The following is a 17,091-nucleotide window of genomic DNA, read 5'->3' as shown; positions in this document are numbered from 1 at the left end:
CGAAGATATTGTGCCTCGCCCCTCACCCGGATTGCGCCGGACGATGCTTCGCATCGCCGAGGCAATCCGACCTCTCCCCGCAGAAGGGCGGGGAGAGGTTAAGTGATCAGAGCATGTAGCCGCCGTCGACGACGAGGTCGACGCCGGTGGTGAACGCACTTTCGTCACTGCCGAGATAGACCGCCATGGCCGCGATCTCGTCCGCGGTGCCGAGCCGGCCCATCTTCTGGCGGGAGACGAACATCTCCTTGCCCTGTGGCCCTTGCGCGGCAGCGCGGTCGAGCATCGAGGGCGTCTCGACGGTGCCGGGGCAGATGCTGTTGCAGCGGATGCCCTTGGTGATGAAGTCGAGCGCGACCGCGCGCGTCAGCAGCGACACCGCCGCCTTCGACGCGCTGTAGACGTAACGGTTGGCCGGCGGCCGCAGCGCCGCGCAGGACGAGATGTTGACGATGCTGCCGCCACCGCCCGCCAGCATGTCGGGTAGGAACGCCCGGATGGTCCGGTGCATCGACTTGACGTTGAGGTCGAACGAGAAATCAAAATCCTCTTCCGAGCACTCCAGGATGGTGCCGTGGTGCACGAAGCCCGCCGCGTTGAGCAGGATGTCGACCTTGCCGATGCGCTTGGCGAACGCGTTGACATCGGCGGTGTTGCGAACGTCGAGCTTCGCCGTCTCGGCGATGCCTTCCTTGGTCAGGCCCGCGATGCCGGCCTCGTTGATGTCGGTGGCGATCACGGTTGCGCCTTCGCGCGCGAATGCGATGGCGCATGCGCGCCCGATGCCTGCCGCAGCGGCGGTGACTACAGCGCGCTTTCCCTTGAGGCGGTCTGCCATTTTCTTGTTCTCCTCGATTTGCTCGGTGCCGTAGCCCGGATGAGCGCGCAAGCGCGATATCCGGGAGCGGACGTCCCGAGTGTCGCTTCGCTCACCCGGGCTACGTGTGCCTAACTCAGTGATTATCCCGCGCCACGCCAAACGTGCCGGCGACGTTCTGGTAACGCGTGGCGAGCTCCATGCAGGCGCCGGTCGACTGCTGGCCGACGGTGTTGCGATAGAGCTCCTGCCACGGCGTCTGGTTCGGCGGATGCTTGAAGCCGCCGTTGGCCTTGAGCTCGGCGTGGCGCTTCTTCACCTCGTCGTCCGAGATCAGGATGTTGGCGCTGCCCTTGTTGAGGTCGATGCGCACCTTGTCACCGGTCTTGAGGATCGCAAGCCCGCCATTGGCGGCGGCTTCCGGCGAGGCGTTCAGGATCGACGGCGAGCCCGACGTGCCGGACTGCCGGCCGTCGCCGATGCAGGGCAGGGAGTGGATGCCGCGTTTGATCAGCGCCGCCGGCGGCTGCATGTTCACGACCTCGGCGCCGCCGGGATACCCGATCGGCCCGGTGCCGCGGATGAACAGCACGCAGCGCTCGTCGATGTCGAGCGAGGCATCGTCGATTCGCTCGTGATAGTCTTCCGGTCCCTCGAACACGATGGCGCGGCCCTCGAAGGCGTTGAGGTCCTTCGGGTTGCTGAGATAGCGGTCGCGAAACTCCTTGGAGATCACGCTGGTCTTCATGATCGCGGAATCGAACAGATTGCCGCGCAGCACCAGGAAGCCGGCGTCCTTGACCAGCGGCTTGTCGTAATTCCAGATCACGTCGTTGTCGGGTGTGGGCGCATTGGCGCAGTTCTCGCCGATGCCGCGGCCGTTCACCGTGACCGCGTCCTCGTGGATGCGCTTGTGCTTCATCAGTTCGCGCACCACGGCCGGCACGCCGCCGGCGCGGTGGAATTCCTCGCCGAGATAGAAGCCGGCCGGCTGCATGTTTACCAGCAGCGGCACGTCGTGGCCGAATTTCTGCCAGTCGTCGATCGACAGCTCCACGCCGATATGGCGCGCCAGCGCGTTGATGTGGATCGGCGCATTGGTCGAGCCGCCGATCGCCGAGTTGATGACGATGCAGTTCTCGAATGCCTTGCGGGTCAGGATGTCCGAGGGCTTCAGGTCCTCCCAGACCATCTCGACGATGCGCTTGCCGGTCTCATAGGCGATCTGCCCGCGTTCGCGATAGGGCGCGGGGATCGCGGCACAACCCGGCAGCGAGAAGCCCAGCGCTTCGGCAAGCCCGTTCATGGTCGAGGCGGTGCCCATGGTGTTGCAATGGCCGACCGATGGCGCGGACGACGCCACGATCTCCATGAACTCCTCGTAGTCGATCTCGCCCGCGGCGAGCCGCTCGCGCGACTTCCAGACGATGGTGCCGGAGCCGGTGCGCTCGCCATTGTGCCAGCCGTTCAGCATCGGGCCGCCCGAGAGCACGATCGCCGGCAGGTTGACGGTTGCCGCCGCCATCATGCAGGCCGGCGTGGTCTTGTCGCAGCCGGTGGTCAGCACCACGCCGTCGAGCGGATAGCCGTAGAGGATCTCGACCAGGCCGAGATAGGCGAGGTTGCGATCGAGCGCCGCGGTCGGGCGCTTGCCGGTCTCCTGGATCGGATGAGTCGGGAATTCCATCGCGATACCGCCGGCCTCGCGGATGCCTTCGCGGACCCGGTGCGCGAGCTCGATATGGTGGCGGTTGCAGGGGGAGAGGTCGTTGCCGGTCTGGGCGATGCCGATGATCGGCTTGCCGGACTGCAGCTCGGCGCGGGTGAGGCCGTAATTGAGATAGCGCTCCATATAGAGCGCGGTCATGCCCGGATTATGCGGGTTGTTGAACCATTCCTGCGAACGAAGGTGGCGGCGGCTGCCGTTGCTGGCGGGCGCATGCCCGTTGGTCGGCTTTTTTGTCATTGATCTCTCCTGCAATGCAAACGCACTGGCGTCGGCCTTAGGGTGTTGGCTTGTGCGATGCCCAACGGCGCAAGCGACACATCGCCGGCCCGCTGGCGGGTCGTTTCCTCACAAGTGCGATATTAGTCATGGCTACTTGGTAACGCTATCATTTTGTTCGCGGCACCCACACCGGAGGCGGGTGGCCTGCTGTCCGGACGCCGTGCCGGCGAGCTCTGGCGCTCGATCACCTTGAAGCCGAGGTCGAGCACCGGTTGCTCCGGGCGCCGTCCTTCGATCGCCTCGATCAGCATGGCGGCGGCGGTCCGGCCCATCTCGTACCGGTTGGTGCGCACGCTGGTCAAAGTGGGGACGGCGGAGGCCATGAATTCGAGGTCGTTGAAGCCGACGATCGCGATCTGCTCGGGGACCGCGATGTCGCGGCGGCGGCATTCGAACAGCACGCCGAGCGCGAGGTCGTCATTGGCGCAGAACACCGCGTCGATGCCGGGGTCCCGCGCCAGCAGATCGGTGAACAGGGCTCCCCCGAGCGTCACCGAGGTCGGTGTCGCGGTCGTGACGACGAGGCGCTGCTCGAACAGGGAGGCTTCCTTCATGGCCGAGACGTATCCGTCCAGCCGCCGCTGCACCCGCGGATCCATGCGCGCGCCGAGGAATCCGATCTTGCGGTGGCCCTGTGCGAACAGATGCGCAATCGCGGCGCGGGCCGCATCATAGTGCGAAAAGCCGATCATCATGTCGACGGGATTGGGCCCGATCTCCATGATCTGCACGATCGGGCAGTCGGCCGCCTCCAGCATCGCGTGCGATTCCGCGGTCTGGTCGATCCCGGTGACGATCAGCCCGGCCGGCTTCTGCGCAAGAAACAGGCGCAGCAGTTTCTCCTCCTGGAGGATGCTGTAGCGGGTGTTGGAGAGCTGGATCGAGTAGCGGCTGCCCTCGGATGCGTCATAGATGCCGCGCAGCACGTCCGAGAACACATTATTCGTGAGCGACGGGATCAGGACGCCGATCACCTCGGTGCGGTGCGAGGCCAGCGCGCGTGCCGCAAGGTTCGGCACATAGCCGAGCTCCCTGGCCGCGCTTTCGACCCGCGTCCGCTTGGCGACCGACAGCGCCTCGGGATTGCGGAAGAAGCGGGAGGCGGTGATCGGGCTGACGCCGGCAAGCTCGGCGACTTCCGCCAGCCGGATTTTGCCTGACTTGGTGCGCTTTCGACCCATTTGTTGCTCTTAACACAGTCACTCCCGCAAACAAAGGAACGTTGACAGCGCTACCAGCAACGACTAACCAAAGACAAATTGCCAAAACCGCACAAACTGCTGACAATGTCGCCCGATAAGGTCGGGCTTCGTTCGGTGAAGTCTGGAAAAAGCAAGACGGTGGCGGCGCGACAATTGCGTCGTCGAGTCGGAGGAGGGAGCTAGATGTCGTCTGTGCAAATCCGCGACGTGCGGAAATCGTTCGGCAATTTTGAAGTCCTGCACGGCGTCTCGATCCCGATCGAGGATGGCCAGTTCGTCGTCCTGGTTGGCCCCTCCGGCTGCGGCAAGTCGACGCTTCTGCGCATGCTCGCGGGCCTCGAGAACATCACCTCCGGCACGATCTCGATCGGCGACCGCGTCGTCAACAATATCCAGCCCAAGGAGCGGGATATTGCGATGGTGTTCCAGAACTACGCGCTCTATCCGCATATGACCGTTGGCGAGAATATGGGCTTCTCGCTGAAGCTGCGCGGTGCGAGCTCCGACGAGATCAACAAGCGGGTCAAGCGCGCCGCCGAAATTCTCGCGCTGTCGCCGCTGCTCGAACGCTATCCGCGGCAGCTCTCCGGCGGCCAGCGCCAGCGCGTCGCCATGGGCCGCGCCATCGTGCGCGATCCCCAGGTGTTCCTGTTCGACGAGCCCCTGTCGAACCTCGATGCCAAGCTCCGCGTCGCCATGCGCACCGAGATCAAGGAGCTGCACCAGCGGCTGAAGACCACGACCGTCTACGTCACCCACGACCAGATCGAGGCCATGACCATGGCCGACAAGATCGTCGTCATGCACGACGGCATCGTCGAGCAGATGGGCACGCCGCTCGAGCTCTACGACAAGCCGGAGAACCAGTTCGTCGCCGGTTTCATCGGCTCTCCCGCGATGAATTTCCTGAAGGGCCATATCCGCGTCAACGGCGCTGCGACCTTCGAGGGACCGAACGGGGTCAAGCTGCCGCTCCAGAACGCACCGGCCGCGTCCGACGGCAAGCCTGTGGTCTATGGCGTCCGTCCCGAGCATTTCACCATCGCCGACGACGGCGCCGAGGCCGAGATCATCGTGGTCGAGCCGACGGGGTCGGAGACGCAGGTGTTCGCGAAGGTCGGCGGCGAGCAGGTCGTCGCGGTCTTCCGCGAACGTCACCAGTTCAATCCCGGCGACAAGGTCAGGCTGAAGCCCGACCCGTCGCTGGTTCACTTGTTCGACGAGGCGACCGGTAAACGCATGTAACGACGTAAAAACCAACCAATACAAATATAAAATTCAGGGAGAGAACGATGAGCGATTTCGACAGGCGTAGTTTGCTCAAGGCTGGCCTGGGCGGCGCAGCCCTGCTGGCCGGCCCGGGGATCGTCCCGGTCCGTGCGGCGGAGTGGACCAACGTGCCGGAGCCGAACGCCTCCATCCGCGTGCTGCGCTGGAAGCAGTTCATCCAGGCCGAGTTCGACAAGTTCGCCGAGCAGACCAAGAAGTTCTCCGAGAAGACCGGCGTCAAGGTGAAGCTCGAAGCCGAGAGCTGGGATGACATTCGGCCGAAGGCCGCGGTCGCCGCCAATGTCGGCGCCGGCCCCGACCTGATCATCGGCACGCTCGACGATCCCCACAAATTCCCGGAGAAGCTGATCGACGTCACCGACGTCGCCGACTATCTCGGCGCCAAGTATGGCGGCTGGTATCCGGTCGCCGAGCGCTACGGCAAGAAGGGCAACAGCTGGATCGCGATTCCGCAGGGCGCGACCGGCGGCTGCATGAACTACCGCGTCAGCCACATGAAGGCGGCGGGCTTCGAGGAGTTCCCGAAGGACCTGCCGGGCTTCCTCAAGCTTTGCCAGGCCTTGAAGAAGAACAATACGCCGGCGGGCTTCGCGCTGGGGCATGCGACCGGTGACGCCAATGGCTGGTGCCAGTGGCTGCTGTGGGCGCATGGCGGCAAGGTCGTCAACGACAAGAACGAGGTCGTGATCGAGTCGCCGGAGACGATTGCGGCGCTGGAATACGTCAAGCAGCTGTATGCGACCTTCATTCCCGGCGTGCTGTCGTGGAACGACAGCAACAACAACAAGGCCTTCCTGAACGGCGAACTCAGCCTGACCCTGAACGGCATCTCGATCTGGACCGTCGGCAAGAACTCCACCGACCCCAAGCAGCAGGAGATCGCCAAGGACATGGACCACGCGCCGATGCCGATCGGCCCGGTTGGCGTGTCGACCGAGCAGCAGAACGTGCTGGTCGCCTACGGCTACAAGCACTCGAAGTATCCCAAGGCGGTCAAGGAATACATCAAGTTCATGTGGGACAAGGAGAACTACGACGCCTGGGAGGTCGCCTCCAACGGCTACGTCGCGCCGCCGCTGCCGGCCTACAACGACAATCCGGTGTGGACCTCGGATCCCAAGATCACACCATTCCGTGACTGCCTGAAGCGCTGCCGCGATAACGGCTATGCCGGCGATCTCGGCTACGCCTCGGCGGCCGTGATGGGCGACTTCGTCGTGGTCGACATGTTCGCAGAGGCCGCGACCGGTTCGGCCACGCCGCAGCAGGCTGCGGCGCGGGCAGCCGAGCGCGCCAAGCGCTACTATCAGGTCTGATCAGCCACCGGCGGCGGCGTCCAGCTCGCTGGGCGCCGCCGTCGTCGTTCCGTGAGGGGAGTCCGACATGGCAGTTATGGCCGAGCCCGTCGCCGCGCAGGTCAAGCGCAGCAGCCTGTGGTCCAGAGCGTTCGAAAGCCGGCACTTTCTCGGCGCGATGTTCATGGTGCCGGCTATCACGATCCTTGTGCTGTTTCTGGCCTACCCGCTGGCGCTGGGACTCTGGCTCGGCATGACCGATACCAAGATCGGCGGGGTCGGACGCTTCATCGGATTCCAGAACTTCGTTTCGCTCGCAAAGGACTCGGTGTTCTGGCTGTCGGTGTTCAACACCATCTTCTACACCGTGAGCGCCAGCATCGTGAAATTCGCCATCGGACTTTACCTGGCGCTGCTGCTCAACGAGCGGCTGCCGTTCAAGTCGATGATCCGGGCGATCGTGCTGCTGCCGTTCGTGGTGCCGACGGTGCTCTCGGCGATCGCGTTCTGGTGGATCTATGACAGCCAGTTCTCGATCATCTCCTGGGTGCTGATCAAGGCCGGCCTGATCACGAGCTACATCGACTTCCTCGGCGATCCCTGGAACGCGCGCTGGTCGGTGGTCGTCGCCAATATCTGGCGCGGCGTGCCGTTCGTGGCGATCACGCTGCTGGCGGGATTGCAGACCATCTCGCCCTCGCTCTACGAGGCGGCCAATCTCGACGGCGCCACCAATTTGCAGCGCTTCCGCCACATCACGCTGCCGATGCTGTCGCCGATCATCGCCGTCGTGATGACGTTCTCGGTGCTGATGACCTTCACCGATTTCCAGCTCATCTACACCATCACGCGGGGCGGGCCGATCAACGCCACGCATCTGATGGCGACGCTGTCGTTCCAGCGCGCGATCACCGGCGGCAATCTTGGCGAGGGCGCGGCGATCTCGAACGCGATGATCCCGTTCCTGGTCGCAGCGATCCTGTTGAGCTTCTTCGGACTTCAGCGCTCTCGCTGGCAGCAGGGCGGAAGGGACTGACCATGACCACCGCGGACGACCAAACCATCGGAATGTCCTATTTGGAAAGCCTGCCGCGGAAGTTTCTCCGCGTCTACCTCCCGCTCGGCCTGATCGTCGTCTTCCTGCTGTTCCCGTTCTACTGGATGGCGGTCGCGACGTTCAAGCCGGACGCGGAGATGTACGATTACGAGAAGTACAATCCGTTCTGGATCGTGCATCCGACGCTCGAGCACATCAAGAAGCTGTTCTTCGACACCGACTATCCGCTGTGGATGTGGAACACCATCATCGTCTCGGTGTCCTCGACCTTCATCTCGCTGTTTGCCAGCGTCTGCGCGGCCTATGCGATCGAGCGGCTGCGCTACAGGGGATCGCGCTATGTCGGCCTGGCGATCTTCCTCGGTTACCTGGTGCCGCCGTCGATCCTGTTCATTCCGCTGGCGGCGATCGTGTTCCAGCTCGGCCTGTTCGACGGCAATCTGGCCCTGATCCTGACCTATCCGACCTTCCTGATCCCGTTCTGCACCTGGCTCTTGATGGGCTATTTCCGCACCATCCCCTATGAGCTCGAGGAGTGCGCCCTGATCGACGGTGCCACGCGGCTCCAGATCCTCACCAAGATCACGCTGCCGCTGTCGCTACCAGGGTTGATCTCGGCCGGCATCTTCGCCTTCACGTTGTCCTGGAACGAGTTCATCTATGCGCTGACCTTCATCTCCTCCTCGGAGAACAAGACCATCCCGGTCGGCGCCATCACCGAGCTCGTCAACGGCGACGTCTACCATTGGGGCGCGCTGATGGCGGCGGCACTGACCGGCTCGGTCCCCGTAGTTATCCTTTATTCCTTCTTCGTGGAGTATTATGTGTCGGCGATGACCGGCGCCGTGAAGGAGTAATCGCGGGGCCTGCCTCGAGAACGCGCCAAGAGAAGACGTCAAGGGCGGCGCGTTCCGGCCAATAAAAAGGAGTAGGCTCTTGCACATTCTGGTTCTGGGCGCCGCCGGCATGGTCGGCCGCAAATTGTGTGAACGGCTGTTGCGCGACGGCCGGCTCGGCAAGAGCGAGATCACCAAGCTGACCATGCATGACGTGGTCGAGCCGAAGAAGCCGGAAAAGGCCGGTTTTGCCGTCGAGACGGTGTCCGGTGATTTCGCCGTTCCCGGCGCGGCCGAGAAGCTGATCGCAGGCCGCCCCGACGTGATCTTCCATCTCGCCGCGATCGTGTCGGGTGAGGCGGAGCTCGACTTCGACAAGGGCTACCGCATCAATCTCGACGGCACGCGGATGCTGCTCGACGCTGTCAGGCTCGTTGGCGGCGGCTACAAGCCGCGCGTGGTGTTCACGTCCTCGATCGCGGTGTTCGGCGCGCCGTTCCCGGAGGCGATCGGCGACGAATTCTTTCACACCCCGCTGCTGAGCTACGGCGCGCAAAAGGCGATCGGCGAACTGCTGCTCGCCGACTATTCCCGCCGCGGCTTCCTCGACGGCATCGGCATCCGCCTGCCGACCATCTGCATCCGGCCCGGCATGCCCAACAAGGCGGCATCGGGCTTCTTCTCCAACATCCTGCGTGAGCCGCTGGCCGGCAAGGAAGCGGTGTTGCCGGTGTCCGAGGACGTCCGCCATTGGCACGCCACGCCGCGCTCCGCCGTCGGCTTCCTGCTCCATGCCGGCACCATGGACCTCGCGACCGTCGGCCCGCGCCGCAATCTCACCATGCCCGGCCTGTCGGCCACCGTCGGCGAGCAGATCGCGGCCCTGAAGCGCGTTGCCGGCGACAAGGTCGCCGCCCGCATCAAGCGGGAGCCCGATCCCTTCATCGTCGGCATCGTCGGCGGCTGGCCGCGCAATTTCAATGCAAAGCGGTCGCTCGAGCTCGGCTTCACCACAGCCGAGAAGAGCTTTGACGACATCATCCGCATTCACATCGAAGACGAGCTCGGCGGCAATTTCGTCGCCTGATCTCTGACTGAGCGGGTAAAGTGATGGCGAGCGTTGCTTGCATCGGCGAGTGCATGGTCGAGCTCCGGCAGGCCCAGGGCGGACATTCGGCTGGACAGTCTGCCGGCCAGTCCGGCGGGCAGGGTGGCGGTCTCTACGCGCGCGGCTTCGGTGGCGACACCCTCAACACCGCGGTCTATCTGGCGCGGCTCGAGGTCAAGGTCGATTATCTCACCGCGCTGGGCGATGATGCGTTGAGCGATGAGATGATCGCGGCCTGGAATGCGGAGGGCGTCGGGACACGCCGTGTCGCGCGGTTGCCGGGCAAGCTGCCCGGCCTCTACATGATCCAGACGGACGCGAAGGGCGAGCGCCAGTTCTTCCACTGGCGCGACAGTGCGGCGGCTCGTCAGTTGATGAATCTGCCGGAGACGGACGAGCTCCTCAACTCGCTGATGAGCTACGACGTCGTTTATCTCTCGGCGATCACGCTCTCGATCTATGACGCACCCGGGCGCGAGCGCCTGTTCGCGGCGATCAAGCGGGCGCGCCTGCTCGGCACCCGCTTCGTGTTCGACACCAACTTTCGCGCACGCGGCTGGCCCGATCGCGATGTCGCCCGCGAGGTGTTTGCGGCGGCCTTCGCGGCCGCCGACATCGTGCTGACCTCCACCGAGGACCTGCTCGCGCTGTATCCCGGGGAGAGCCACGACCAATTGATGGCGCGAATCCCGAGCTCCGAGCTGGTGTTCCGGCTGGCCGAGCCGGTCAGCCTGCTGCGCTTTCCCGGAGGAACCAGCGAGGTGCGCGCCGAGCCCATGACCAAGCCGGTGGTCGACACCACCGCGGCCGGCGACAGCTTTGCGGCAGCTTATATCGCGGCCCGGCTCGGCGGCTCCGAGCCGGTCGAGGCCGCCCAGGCCGGGCATCGCCTCGCCAGCCTCGTGATCTGCTATGCCGGGGCCATCATTCCGGGCTATGCCATGCCGCCGAAGAAACGGCACCGGCCGGCGACCTCTCGCCAGGCGACCAAGTAAAGAAGCGACAACGATGACCACGACTGCCCAACAGAACCACCTCGTCGCGCTGTTCAAGGCCGCGACCGTTATTCCCGTCCTCACCATCGAGCGTATCCAGGATGCCGTGCCGCTGGCGCGTGCGCTGGTTGCCGGCGGCGTCCGCACGCTGGAGGTGACCCTGCGCACCCCTGTTGCGATCGAGGCGGCGAGAGCGATGATGGCCGAAGTCCCCGAGGCGCTCGTCGGCATCGGCACGATTATCAATCCGGCCGACTTTACCCGTGTCGAGAAGCTCGGCGTCAAGTTCGGCATCAGCCCGGGCCTGACCCCCGATCTCCTGAAGGCCGCCGCCGACAGCGCCTTGCCGTTCGCGCCGGGTATCGCGACCGCGTCCGAGCTGATGATGGCGCTCGCGCACGGCTTCGACGTCGCAAAATTCTTCCCGGCCGAGCAGGCCGGCGGCATCAAGGGCCTGCGCGCGCTCGGCGGTCCGTTTCCGAACGTGCGGTTCTGCCCGACCGGCGGCGTCGGCGAGGCCAATGCGGCGACCTGGCTCGCCGAGCCCAACGTTGTGGCGGTCGGCGGGTCCTGGCTGTGCCCGACCGCGGAGATCAGGGCCGGGAACTGGGCCGGCATAACTGCCATCTGCCAGCGCACGCTCAAGGCCCTGAAAGCCGGGTGAAGTCTTGCCATCGATCGGCTAAGACTTAGGTCAGTAAGAGACGCTAGGGAGAATGACCATGACCGCCAGCATCGTCGGATGGGCGCATACGCCGTTCGGCAAGTTCGACACCGAAACCGTCGAAAGCCTCGTCACCCGCGTGGCCAATGAGGCGCTGGCCGATGCGGGCATTTCCGCGTCCGACGTCGACGAGATCGTGCTCGGTCATTTCAACGCCGGCTTCTCGCCCCAGGATTTTACCGCCTCGCTGGTGCTCCAGGCCGACCCGAAGCTGCGCTTCAAGCCGGCCACCCGCGTCGAGAACGCCTGCGCCACGGGATCCGCTGCGGTGCACCAGGGCCTGCGCGCGATTGCCGCGGGTGCGGCCAGGATCGTGCTGGTCGTCGGCGTCGAGCAGATGACGCGCACGCCGGGCCCGGAGATCGGCAAGAACCTGCTGAAGGCGTCCTATCTGCCCGAGGACGGCGACACCGTCGGCGGCTTCGCCGGCGTGTTCGGCAAGATCGCCAGCGGCTACTTCCAGAAATACGGCGACCAGTCCGACGCGCTGGCGCTGATCGCCGCCAAGAACCACAAGAACGGCGTCGCCAATCCCTACGCCCAGATGCGCAAGGATTTTGGCTACGAATTCTGCCGCTCCGAGAGCGAGAAGAACCCCTATGTCGCCGGTCCCCTGAAGCGGACCGACTGCTCGCTGGTCTCCGACGGCGCCGCGGCGCTGGTTTTGGCCGACGCCGAGACCGCCAAAGGCATGAGCAAGTCGATCGGCTTCCGCGCCACCGCGCACGCCCAGGACTTTTTGCCGATGTCCAAGCGCGACATCCTCGCGTTCGAGGGTTGCACGGTCGCCTGGCAGCGCGCGCTGGAGCAGGCCGGCGTCGCGCTCACCGATCTCTCCTTCGTCGAGACCCATGACTGCTTCACGGTCGCCGAATTGATCGAGTACGAAGCGATGGGCCTGACCCCGAAGGGGCAGGGCGCCCGCGCCATCAAGGAAGGCTGGACGCTCAAGGACGGCAAGCTGCCGGTCAATCCGTCCGGCGGATTGAAGGCCAAGGGCCACCCGATCGGCGCCACCGGCGTCTCCATGCATGTGATGACCGCGATGCAGCTTGCGGGGCAGGCCCCCGAGGGCATGCAGCTCAAGAACGCCAAGCTCGGCGGCATCTTCAACATGGGCGGCGCCGCGGTCGCCAACTACGTCTCCGTGCTGGAGCCGCTGAAGTAAGCTCTTGTAGAGTGGGTTAGTCCTAGTAGGGTGGGCAAAGGCGCGAAAGCGCCGTGCCCACCTTCTTTCTTGTCTTGCGCTAGATCATGGTGGGCACGCTTCGCTTTGCCCACCCTACGGCTCCTGATTGATTTGCGAGAAATGCATCATGAGCAATGACGACTACCTCACTTTGGACCAACTCAACGATCGCATCGCGATCCTCGAGGACAATATCAGGCAGCTGATCGAGCAGGCCGCCGCCGCCTCGGGCGAGCAGAACGAGGCGCGCATCGCCGACCGCATCAACCAGCAGAACGACGAGCTCGACCGGCTCCTGAAGATCCGCGAATCCCGCCAGAAGAAATAGCCCGCGATATCGCCGCATAACGCATGCGGCCATACGCCGGCCGCCCTTGCGTGCACGGCGCCGCTGCCGTTAGCTGGACCGAAATCGCGGGCCGAGCCCGCGCAATCGGGAGCGAACGATGGGGCCGCTGAAGGGCATCAAGGTCATCGACATGACGACCGTGCTGATGGGGCCGTATGCGACCCAGATGCTCGGCGACTACGGTGCCGACGTCATCAAGGTGGAATCGCTCGAGGGCGATGTCACCCGCCTGATCGGCCCGATGCGTCACGCCGGCATGGGCCCGGTGTTCCTCAACACCAACCGCAGCAAGCGCTCGATCTGTCTCGACCTGAAGAAGCCTTCGGGGCGCGATGCCGTGCTGCGTCTTCTCAAGGACGCCGACGTGCTCGTCTACAACGTCCGCCCGCAGGCGATGGCGCGGCTTCAGCTCGGCTACGACGTGGTCTCTGCCATCAATCCGCGGCTGGTTTATGCCGGCGTGTTCGGCTTCGGCCAGGACGGCCCCTATGCCGCGAAACCCGCCTATGACGATCTGATCCAGGGCGCGACGGCGCTCCCCGCGCTGATGGCGCAGACCGGCGACGGCGTGCCGCGCTACGTGCCGAATGCGCTGGTCGACCGCATCGTCGGTCTCACGGCCGTCGGCGCGATCTGCGCCAGCCTCGTGCATCGCGACCGCACCGGACGCGGCCAGCGCGTCGACATCCCGATGTTCGAGACCATGGCCGGCTTCGTCATGGGCGACCACATGGGCGGGCTCACCTACGAGCCGCCGCTCGACAAGGGCGGCTATGCCCGCCACCTCTCGCGCGACCGCCGGCCGTACAAGACCTCGGACGGTTATCTCAGCGTCATCGTCTACAACGACAAGCAGTGGAATAGCTTTTTCGAGGCAACCGGCCGTGACGATCTGCGCGCCGATGCGAAGTTTGCGACCTTCGCTGGCCGCGCCGCCAATATCGATGTCGTCTATGCCGAGCTCGCGCGCATCTTCGAGACGCGCGCCACGGCGGAATGGATCGAGCTGCTCACCAGGGCCGACGTGCCGGTGATGCCGATGCATGACCTGCAATCGATCCTGCACGATGAGCATCTCGAAGCGACCGGCTTCTTTCCGGTCGTCAACCATCCGACCGAAGGGCCGATCCGCAGCATGAAGGTTACTGCGAGCTGGTCCGAGACCGAAGCCGAACCGGTCCGCCTCGCGCCGCGGCTCAACGAGCATGGCGCGGAGATTCTGAAGGAGATCGGATATTCCCCGGACGAGATCGCGGCCATGGTCAACGACGGCGTCACGCGTACGGGGCCGGAGTAGGGGGTAGAGATGACGACAACTCTCTCATCCGTCATTCCGGGGCGATGCGTTAGCATCGACCCCGGAATCTCGAGATTCCGGGCTCGGTCCTTCGGACCGCCCCGGAATGACGAGGAGGAGAGAGCATGAGCTTCATCACCGGCGTCGGCCTCACACCTTACGGCAAGCATGAAGGCTCGTCCTCGCTCGACCTGATGAGCCGGGCGGCGCAACTCGCGCTCGACGATGCCGGGCTCAAGCGTGCCGAGATCGACGGCGTCCTCTGCGGTTACTCCACCGTCTCGCCGCACATCATGCTGGCCACCGTCTTCGCCGAGCACTTCGGCATTCGCCCATCTTACGCGCATGCCGTGCAGGTTGGCGGCGCGACGGGGCTTGCGATGACCATGCTCGCGCATCACCTGGTCGAAGCCGGTGTCGCGCGCAATGTGCTCGTGGTCGCCGGCGAGAATCGCCTCACCGGGCAGAGCCGCGATGCCTCGATCCAGGCGCTTGCGCAGGTCGGGCACCCCGATTACGAGGTGCCGCTGGGACCGACCATTCCCGCCTATTACGGCCTCGTTGCTAACAGGTACATGCACGAATATGGCGTGACGGAAGAGGACCTCGCCGAGTTCGCGGTGCTGATGCGCGCCCACGCCTGCACCCATCCCGGCGCGCAATTCCACGATCCCATCACGGTCGCCGATGTCATGGCGTCGAAGCCGGTGGCGATGCCGCTGAAACTGCTCGACTGCTGCCCGGTGTCCGACGGCGGCGCGGCGTTCGTAATCAGCCGCGAGCGTACGGGGGAAGCGGGCGTGCGCATCCGCGGCTGCGCCCAGGCGCACACTCACCAGCACGTCACCGCCGCGCCCGCGCTCAGCGAGCTCGGCGCCGAGATCTCCATCGCGCGCGCCAAGGAGATCTCCGGTCTTGCGATTTCAGACGTGCGCTATGCCGCGATCTACGACAGCTTCACCATCACGCTCGCGATGCTGCTGGAAGACCTCGGCCTCGCCGGGCGCGGCGAGGCGGCCGCGCGCGTGCGCGCCGGCCATTTCAGCCGCGACGGCGCGATGCCGCTCAACACCCATGGCGGCCTGCTCAGCTACGGCCATTGCGGGGTCGGCGGTGCCATGGCGCATCTGGTCGAGGCGCATTTGCAGATGACGGGACGGGCGGCTCAGCGCCAGGTGCGCGACGCCTCGATCGCGCTGCTGCACGGCGACGGCGGCGTGCTCTCGTCGCATGTCAGCATGTTCCTGGAGCGGGTGCGATGAGCGAGCGTCTGGCGGACTGGACCAAGGGCGAGCACGCCATCACCTACCAGACCTGTGCGGCATGCGGCCATGTGCAGTATTTCCATCGCGCCTTCTGCGCTGCGTGCGGAACCGCCGATCCGCGCGAGGCGCGCGCCAGCGGCAAGGGCAGGGTCTACGCGACTTCGCTGGTCTGCCGCGCCGCCACGCCCGAGACGCGCGCCCACGTGCCCTACAACATCCTGCTGGTCGATTGCGCCGAGGGATTTCGCATGATGGCGCACGGCGAGAACGATCTGGCCATCGGTGATGCGGTCACTGCGAGCTTCAAGCCGTTCGCCGGAAAGCTCGTGCCGTTCTTCGCCAAAGAGAAATAGTGGGCTTGGATGCTCGGCTTCGCGCCGACCCGTTGGCTCCATCCGGGCTACAGGGACGAACAGTAGGATTCGTCATTCGGGGGCGGTCCAAGGGACCGAGCCTGGAACGGGATTCTGGGCCTGGCTTGTGCGAGAGCCACCCCGGAATGACGAAAACACTCTACGCAACTCTTGCTAACGCCCGTAGAACAAGATGCTGGCGATGACGAGCATCGCCGTCACCGCCAGCATATGCGCGAGCGCTCCCGAGGCCGCCCCCTTGGTGGCTTCCTTCATGCCTATTCTCCCTAGACTTGGGCGTGACTCATCGTTGCGCGCACTGCGCACCCGACGGTCAATTGTTTTTACTCGGAACACCCCTTGCGAGTATTCACCGTGATTTGTCCCCACACGGCGAATATCGACTGTGCCAAGGTCGATCAGCAATGCGGCGGCATTTTGACTCGATGATGTTGCTCTTGCGGTCTCGCAGCGAACGGTTTGCGGAAACTTTCCTCAACCGCGAAAAGTTTCACCGGAGCTTCCTGGGAGAACTCGCGGGTGCCTTGGGTGTGGCCATGGATTTGGCCTTCGAGGCCTCCATCAGCGCATCCCTGATGTTGGTGAGATGGCGCGTCATGGCGTGGCTCGCCTTGCGCGGGTTCCTCGCTTGAACGGCTTCGAAGATGGCCTCGTGATCGCTGCGCCACATGGGACGATAGTCCTCCATCTGCATGTGGTTGTGAATCTCCTGCCAGATGCCGGACTCGGTCTGTGCGCGCCACAGCGAGTCGCTGATCGACACCAGCGCGCCGTTTCCCGTCGCTTCGGCCAGCACCATGTGGAAGCGGTGGTCAGACGTGTCGGCCTCGCGTCCCTGCGCGTGTTCCCAGCGCATCATCGCAAGCGCTTCGGCGAGTTGCGCGAAGGTGGCCTCGGAGCCGCGCTGCGCCGCGATCGCCGCGATCTGCGGTTCGATGAGCTGGCGCGCTTCCAGATTCTCGAACGGGCCAAATCCTTCGAGCGCATGCACGTCAGGGGCTTCCTGACGACTGATCACATAGACGCCGCTGTTGCTGCGCACCTTCAGCATCCCGGCCATCGCCAGCGACAGGATGGCCTCGCGCACCGTCGGCCGCGACACGCCAAAAGTCTTCGCGAGATCGCGCTCTGCCGGCAGGCGCTGGCCGATCCGGTAACTCGCCTGGATCATCGCAGCAATGCGCCGAGCGACGATCTCGAAGCTGCGTTCGGGCTTGGATGGGGGATCGTGCAACATCTTCGTGCTCATCAGCTCTTTTTTTGAGTTTGACAAGCTGCGGCACGA

Annotated in this window: 16 protein-coding genes; 12 read left to right on the top strand and 4 right to left on the bottom strand. The window is 64.7% G+C overall.

Annotation, left to right across the window (positions count from 1 at the left end):
- Positions 1–106: 106 nt before the first annotated feature.
- From ACXJMY_RS07795 to gntR, 3 genes are all read right to left on the bottom strand, one after another.
- Positions 107–838 carry an SDR family oxidoreductase gene (locus ACXJMY_RS07795; protein WP_456618731.1) on the bottom strand — a complete coding sequence of 244 codons (732 nt, stop codon included), beginning with the start codon at positions 836–838 and terminating at the stop codon, positions 107–109.
- A 115-nt stretch (positions 839–953) separates the two neighbouring features.
- Positions 954–2,783 (bottom strand): IlvD/Edd family dehydratase, encoded by a 1,830-nt coding sequence (locus tag ACXJMY_RS07790; RefSeq protein WP_456618730.1) that lies wholly within the window; start codon positions 2,781–2,783, stop codon positions 954–956.
- Between the two features lie 122 nt (positions 2,784–2,905).
- Positions 2,906–4,006 (bottom strand): HTH-type transcriptional regulator GntR, encoded by a 1,101-nt coding sequence (gntR, locus tag ACXJMY_RS07785; RefSeq protein WP_456618729.1) that lies wholly within the window; start codon positions 4,004–4,006, stop codon positions 2,906–2,908.
- 204 nt (positions 4,007–4,210) lie between these two features.
- Here gntR and ACXJMY_RS07780 point away from each other — a divergent pair, with 204 nt between their 5' ends.
- From ACXJMY_RS07780 to ACXJMY_RS07725, 12 genes are all read left to right on the top strand, one after another.
- The gene (locus ACXJMY_RS07780; protein ID WP_456618728.1) at positions 4,211–5,272 is read left to right on the top strand and encodes an ABC transporter ATP-binding protein; all 1,062 of its coding nucleotides are present in this window, start codon (positions 4,211–4,213) and stop codon (positions 5,270–5,272) included.
- A 47-nt stretch (positions 5,273–5,319) separates the two neighbouring features.
- Complete coding sequence (locus ACXJMY_RS07775; RefSeq protein WP_456618727.1) at positions 5,320–6,633, top strand: ABC transporter substrate-binding protein; 1,314 nt, start codon at positions 5,320–5,322, stop codon at positions 6,631–6,633.
- A gap of 67 nt (positions 6,634–6,700) precedes the next feature.
- Positions 6,701–7,648 (top strand): carbohydrate ABC transporter permease, encoded by a 948-nt coding sequence (locus ACXJMY_RS07770; protein ID WP_456618726.1) that lies wholly within the window; start codon positions 6,701–6,703, stop codon positions 7,646–7,648.
- 2 nt (positions 7,649–7,650) lie between these two features.
- Entirely contained in the window at positions 7,651–8,526 is an 876-nt protein-coding gene (locus tag ACXJMY_RS07765) for a carbohydrate ABC transporter permease (RefSeq protein WP_456618725.1), read from the top strand.
- A 79-nt stretch (positions 8,527–8,605) separates the two neighbouring features.
- Positions 8,606–9,592, top strand: a complete 987-nt coding sequence (gene denD, locus ACXJMY_RS07760; protein WP_456618724.1) for a D-erythronate dehydrogenase — start codon at positions 8,606–8,608, stop codon at positions 9,590–9,592.
- A gap of 23 nt (positions 9,593–9,615) precedes the next feature.
- Positions 9,616–10,608: a sugar kinase gene (locus ACXJMY_RS07755; protein ID WP_456618723.1), complete on the top strand. Its 993-nt coding sequence runs from the start codon at positions 9,616–9,618 to the stop codon at positions 10,606–10,608.
- Between the two features lie 13 nt (positions 10,609–10,621).
- Positions 10,622–11,272: a bifunctional 4-hydroxy-2-oxoglutarate aldolase/2-dehydro-3-deoxy-phosphogluconate aldolase gene (eda, locus tag ACXJMY_RS07750; protein WP_456618722.1), complete on the top strand. Its 651-nt coding sequence runs from the start codon at positions 10,622–10,624 to the stop codon at positions 11,270–11,272.
- Positions 11,273–11,330: 58 nt separating this feature from the next.
- Positions 11,331–12,500, top strand: a complete 1,170-nt coding sequence (locus ACXJMY_RS07745) for an acetyl-CoA acetyltransferase (protein ID WP_456618721.1) — start codon at positions 11,331–11,333, stop codon at positions 12,498–12,500.
- 148 nt (positions 12,501–12,648) lie between these two features.
- Positions 12,649–12,849 (top strand): hypothetical protein, encoded by a 201-nt coding sequence (locus ACXJMY_RS07740; RefSeq protein WP_456618720.1) that lies wholly within the window; start codon positions 12,649–12,651, stop codon positions 12,847–12,849.
- A gap of 118 nt (positions 12,850–12,967) precedes the next feature.
- Positions 12,968–14,167 (top strand): CaiB/BaiF CoA transferase family protein, encoded by a 1,200-nt coding sequence (locus ACXJMY_RS07735; RefSeq protein ID WP_456618719.1) that lies wholly within the window; start codon positions 12,968–12,970, stop codon positions 14,165–14,167.
- 125 nt (positions 14,168–14,292) lie between these two features.
- Positions 14,293–15,429, top strand: coding sequence for a thiolase family protein (locus tag ACXJMY_RS07730; protein ID WP_456618718.1), 1,137 nt, complete (start codon positions 14,293–14,295; stop codon positions 15,427–15,429).
- A complete protein-coding gene (locus ACXJMY_RS07725) occupies positions 15,426–15,785 on the top strand; it encodes a Zn-ribbon domain-containing OB-fold protein (RefSeq protein WP_456618717.1) in 360 nt (119 codons plus the stop codon). Before ACXJMY_RS07730 ends, ACXJMY_RS07725 begins: the two co-directional genes overlap by 4 nt.
- A gap of 511 nt (positions 15,786–16,296) precedes the next feature.
- Here the strand turns inward: ACXJMY_RS07725 and ACXJMY_RS07720 are convergent.
- Positions 16,297–17,055 (bottom strand): FadR/GntR family transcriptional regulator, encoded by a 759-nt coding sequence (locus ACXJMY_RS07720; protein WP_456618716.1) that lies wholly within the window; start codon positions 17,053–17,055, stop codon positions 16,297–16,299.
- Positions 17,056–17,091 lie beyond the last annotated feature (36 nt).

Source organism: Bradyrhizobium sp. P5_C12 (assembly GCF_054049735.1).
The sequence above is the reverse complement of the archived record's forward strand: the minus strand, read 5'-3'. Positions and strand labels throughout refer to the sequence as shown.

What these genes read in the sequence shown, in the direction of transcription:
- ACXJMY_RS07740 (WP_456618720.1), top strand. Translation starts at nt 12,649, where the DNA reads ATGAGCAATGACGACTACCTCACTTTGGACCAACTCAACGATCGCATC.
- ACXJMY_RS07765 (WP_456618725.1), top strand. Translation starts at nt 7,651, where the DNA reads ATGACCACCGCGGACGACCAAACCATCGGAATGTCCTATTTGGAAAGC.
- ACXJMY_RS07795 (WP_456618731.1), bottom strand. Translation starts at nt 838, where the DNA reads ATGGCAGACCGCCTCAAGGGAAAGCGCGCTGTAGTCACCGCCGCTGCG.
- ACXJMY_RS07735 (WP_456618719.1), top strand. Translation starts at nt 12,968, where the DNA reads ATGGGGCCGCTGAAGGGCATCAAGGTCATCGACATGACGACCGTGCTG.
- ACXJMY_RS07730 (WP_456618718.1), top strand. Translation starts at nt 14,293, where the DNA reads ATGAGCTTCATCACCGGCGTCGGCCTCACACCTTACGGCAAGCATGAA.
- eda (WP_456618722.1), top strand. Translation starts at nt 10,622, where the DNA reads ATGACCACGACTGCCCAACAGAACCACCTCGTCGCGCTGTTCAAGGCC.
- ACXJMY_RS07725 (WP_456618717.1), top strand. Translation starts at nt 15,426, where the DNA reads ATGAGCGAGCGTCTGGCGGACTGGACCAAGGGCGAGCACGCCATCACC.
- ACXJMY_RS07780 (WP_456618728.1), top strand. Translation starts at nt 4,211, where the DNA reads ATGTCGTCTGTGCAAATCCGCGACGTGCGGAAATCGTTCGGCAATTTT.
- ACXJMY_RS07775 (WP_456618727.1), top strand. Translation starts at nt 5,320, where the DNA reads ATGAGCGATTTCGACAGGCGTAGTTTGCTCAAGGCTGGCCTGGGCGGC.
- ACXJMY_RS07755 (WP_456618723.1), top strand. Translation starts at nt 9,616, where the DNA reads ATGGCGAGCGTTGCTTGCATCGGCGAGTGCATGGTCGAGCTCCGGCAG.
- ACXJMY_RS07720 (WP_456618716.1), bottom strand. Translation starts at nt 17,055, where the DNA reads ATGAGCACGAAGATGTTGCACGATCCCCCATCCAAGCCCGAACGCAGC.
- ACXJMY_RS07790 (WP_456618730.1), bottom strand. Translation starts at nt 2,783, where the DNA reads ATGACAAAAAAGCCGACCAACGGGCATGCGCCCGCCAGCAACGGCAGC.
- ACXJMY_RS07770 (WP_456618726.1), top strand. Translation starts at nt 6,701, where the DNA reads ATGGCAGTTATGGCCGAGCCCGTCGCCGCGCAGGTCAAGCGCAGCAGC.
- gntR (WP_456618729.1), bottom strand. Translation starts at nt 4,006, where the DNA reads ATGGGTCGAAAGCGCACCAAGTCAGGCAAAATCCGGCTGGCGGAAGTC.
- ACXJMY_RS07745 (WP_456618721.1), top strand. Translation starts at nt 11,331, where the DNA reads ATGACCGCCAGCATCGTCGGATGGGCGCATACGCCGTTCGGCAAGTTC.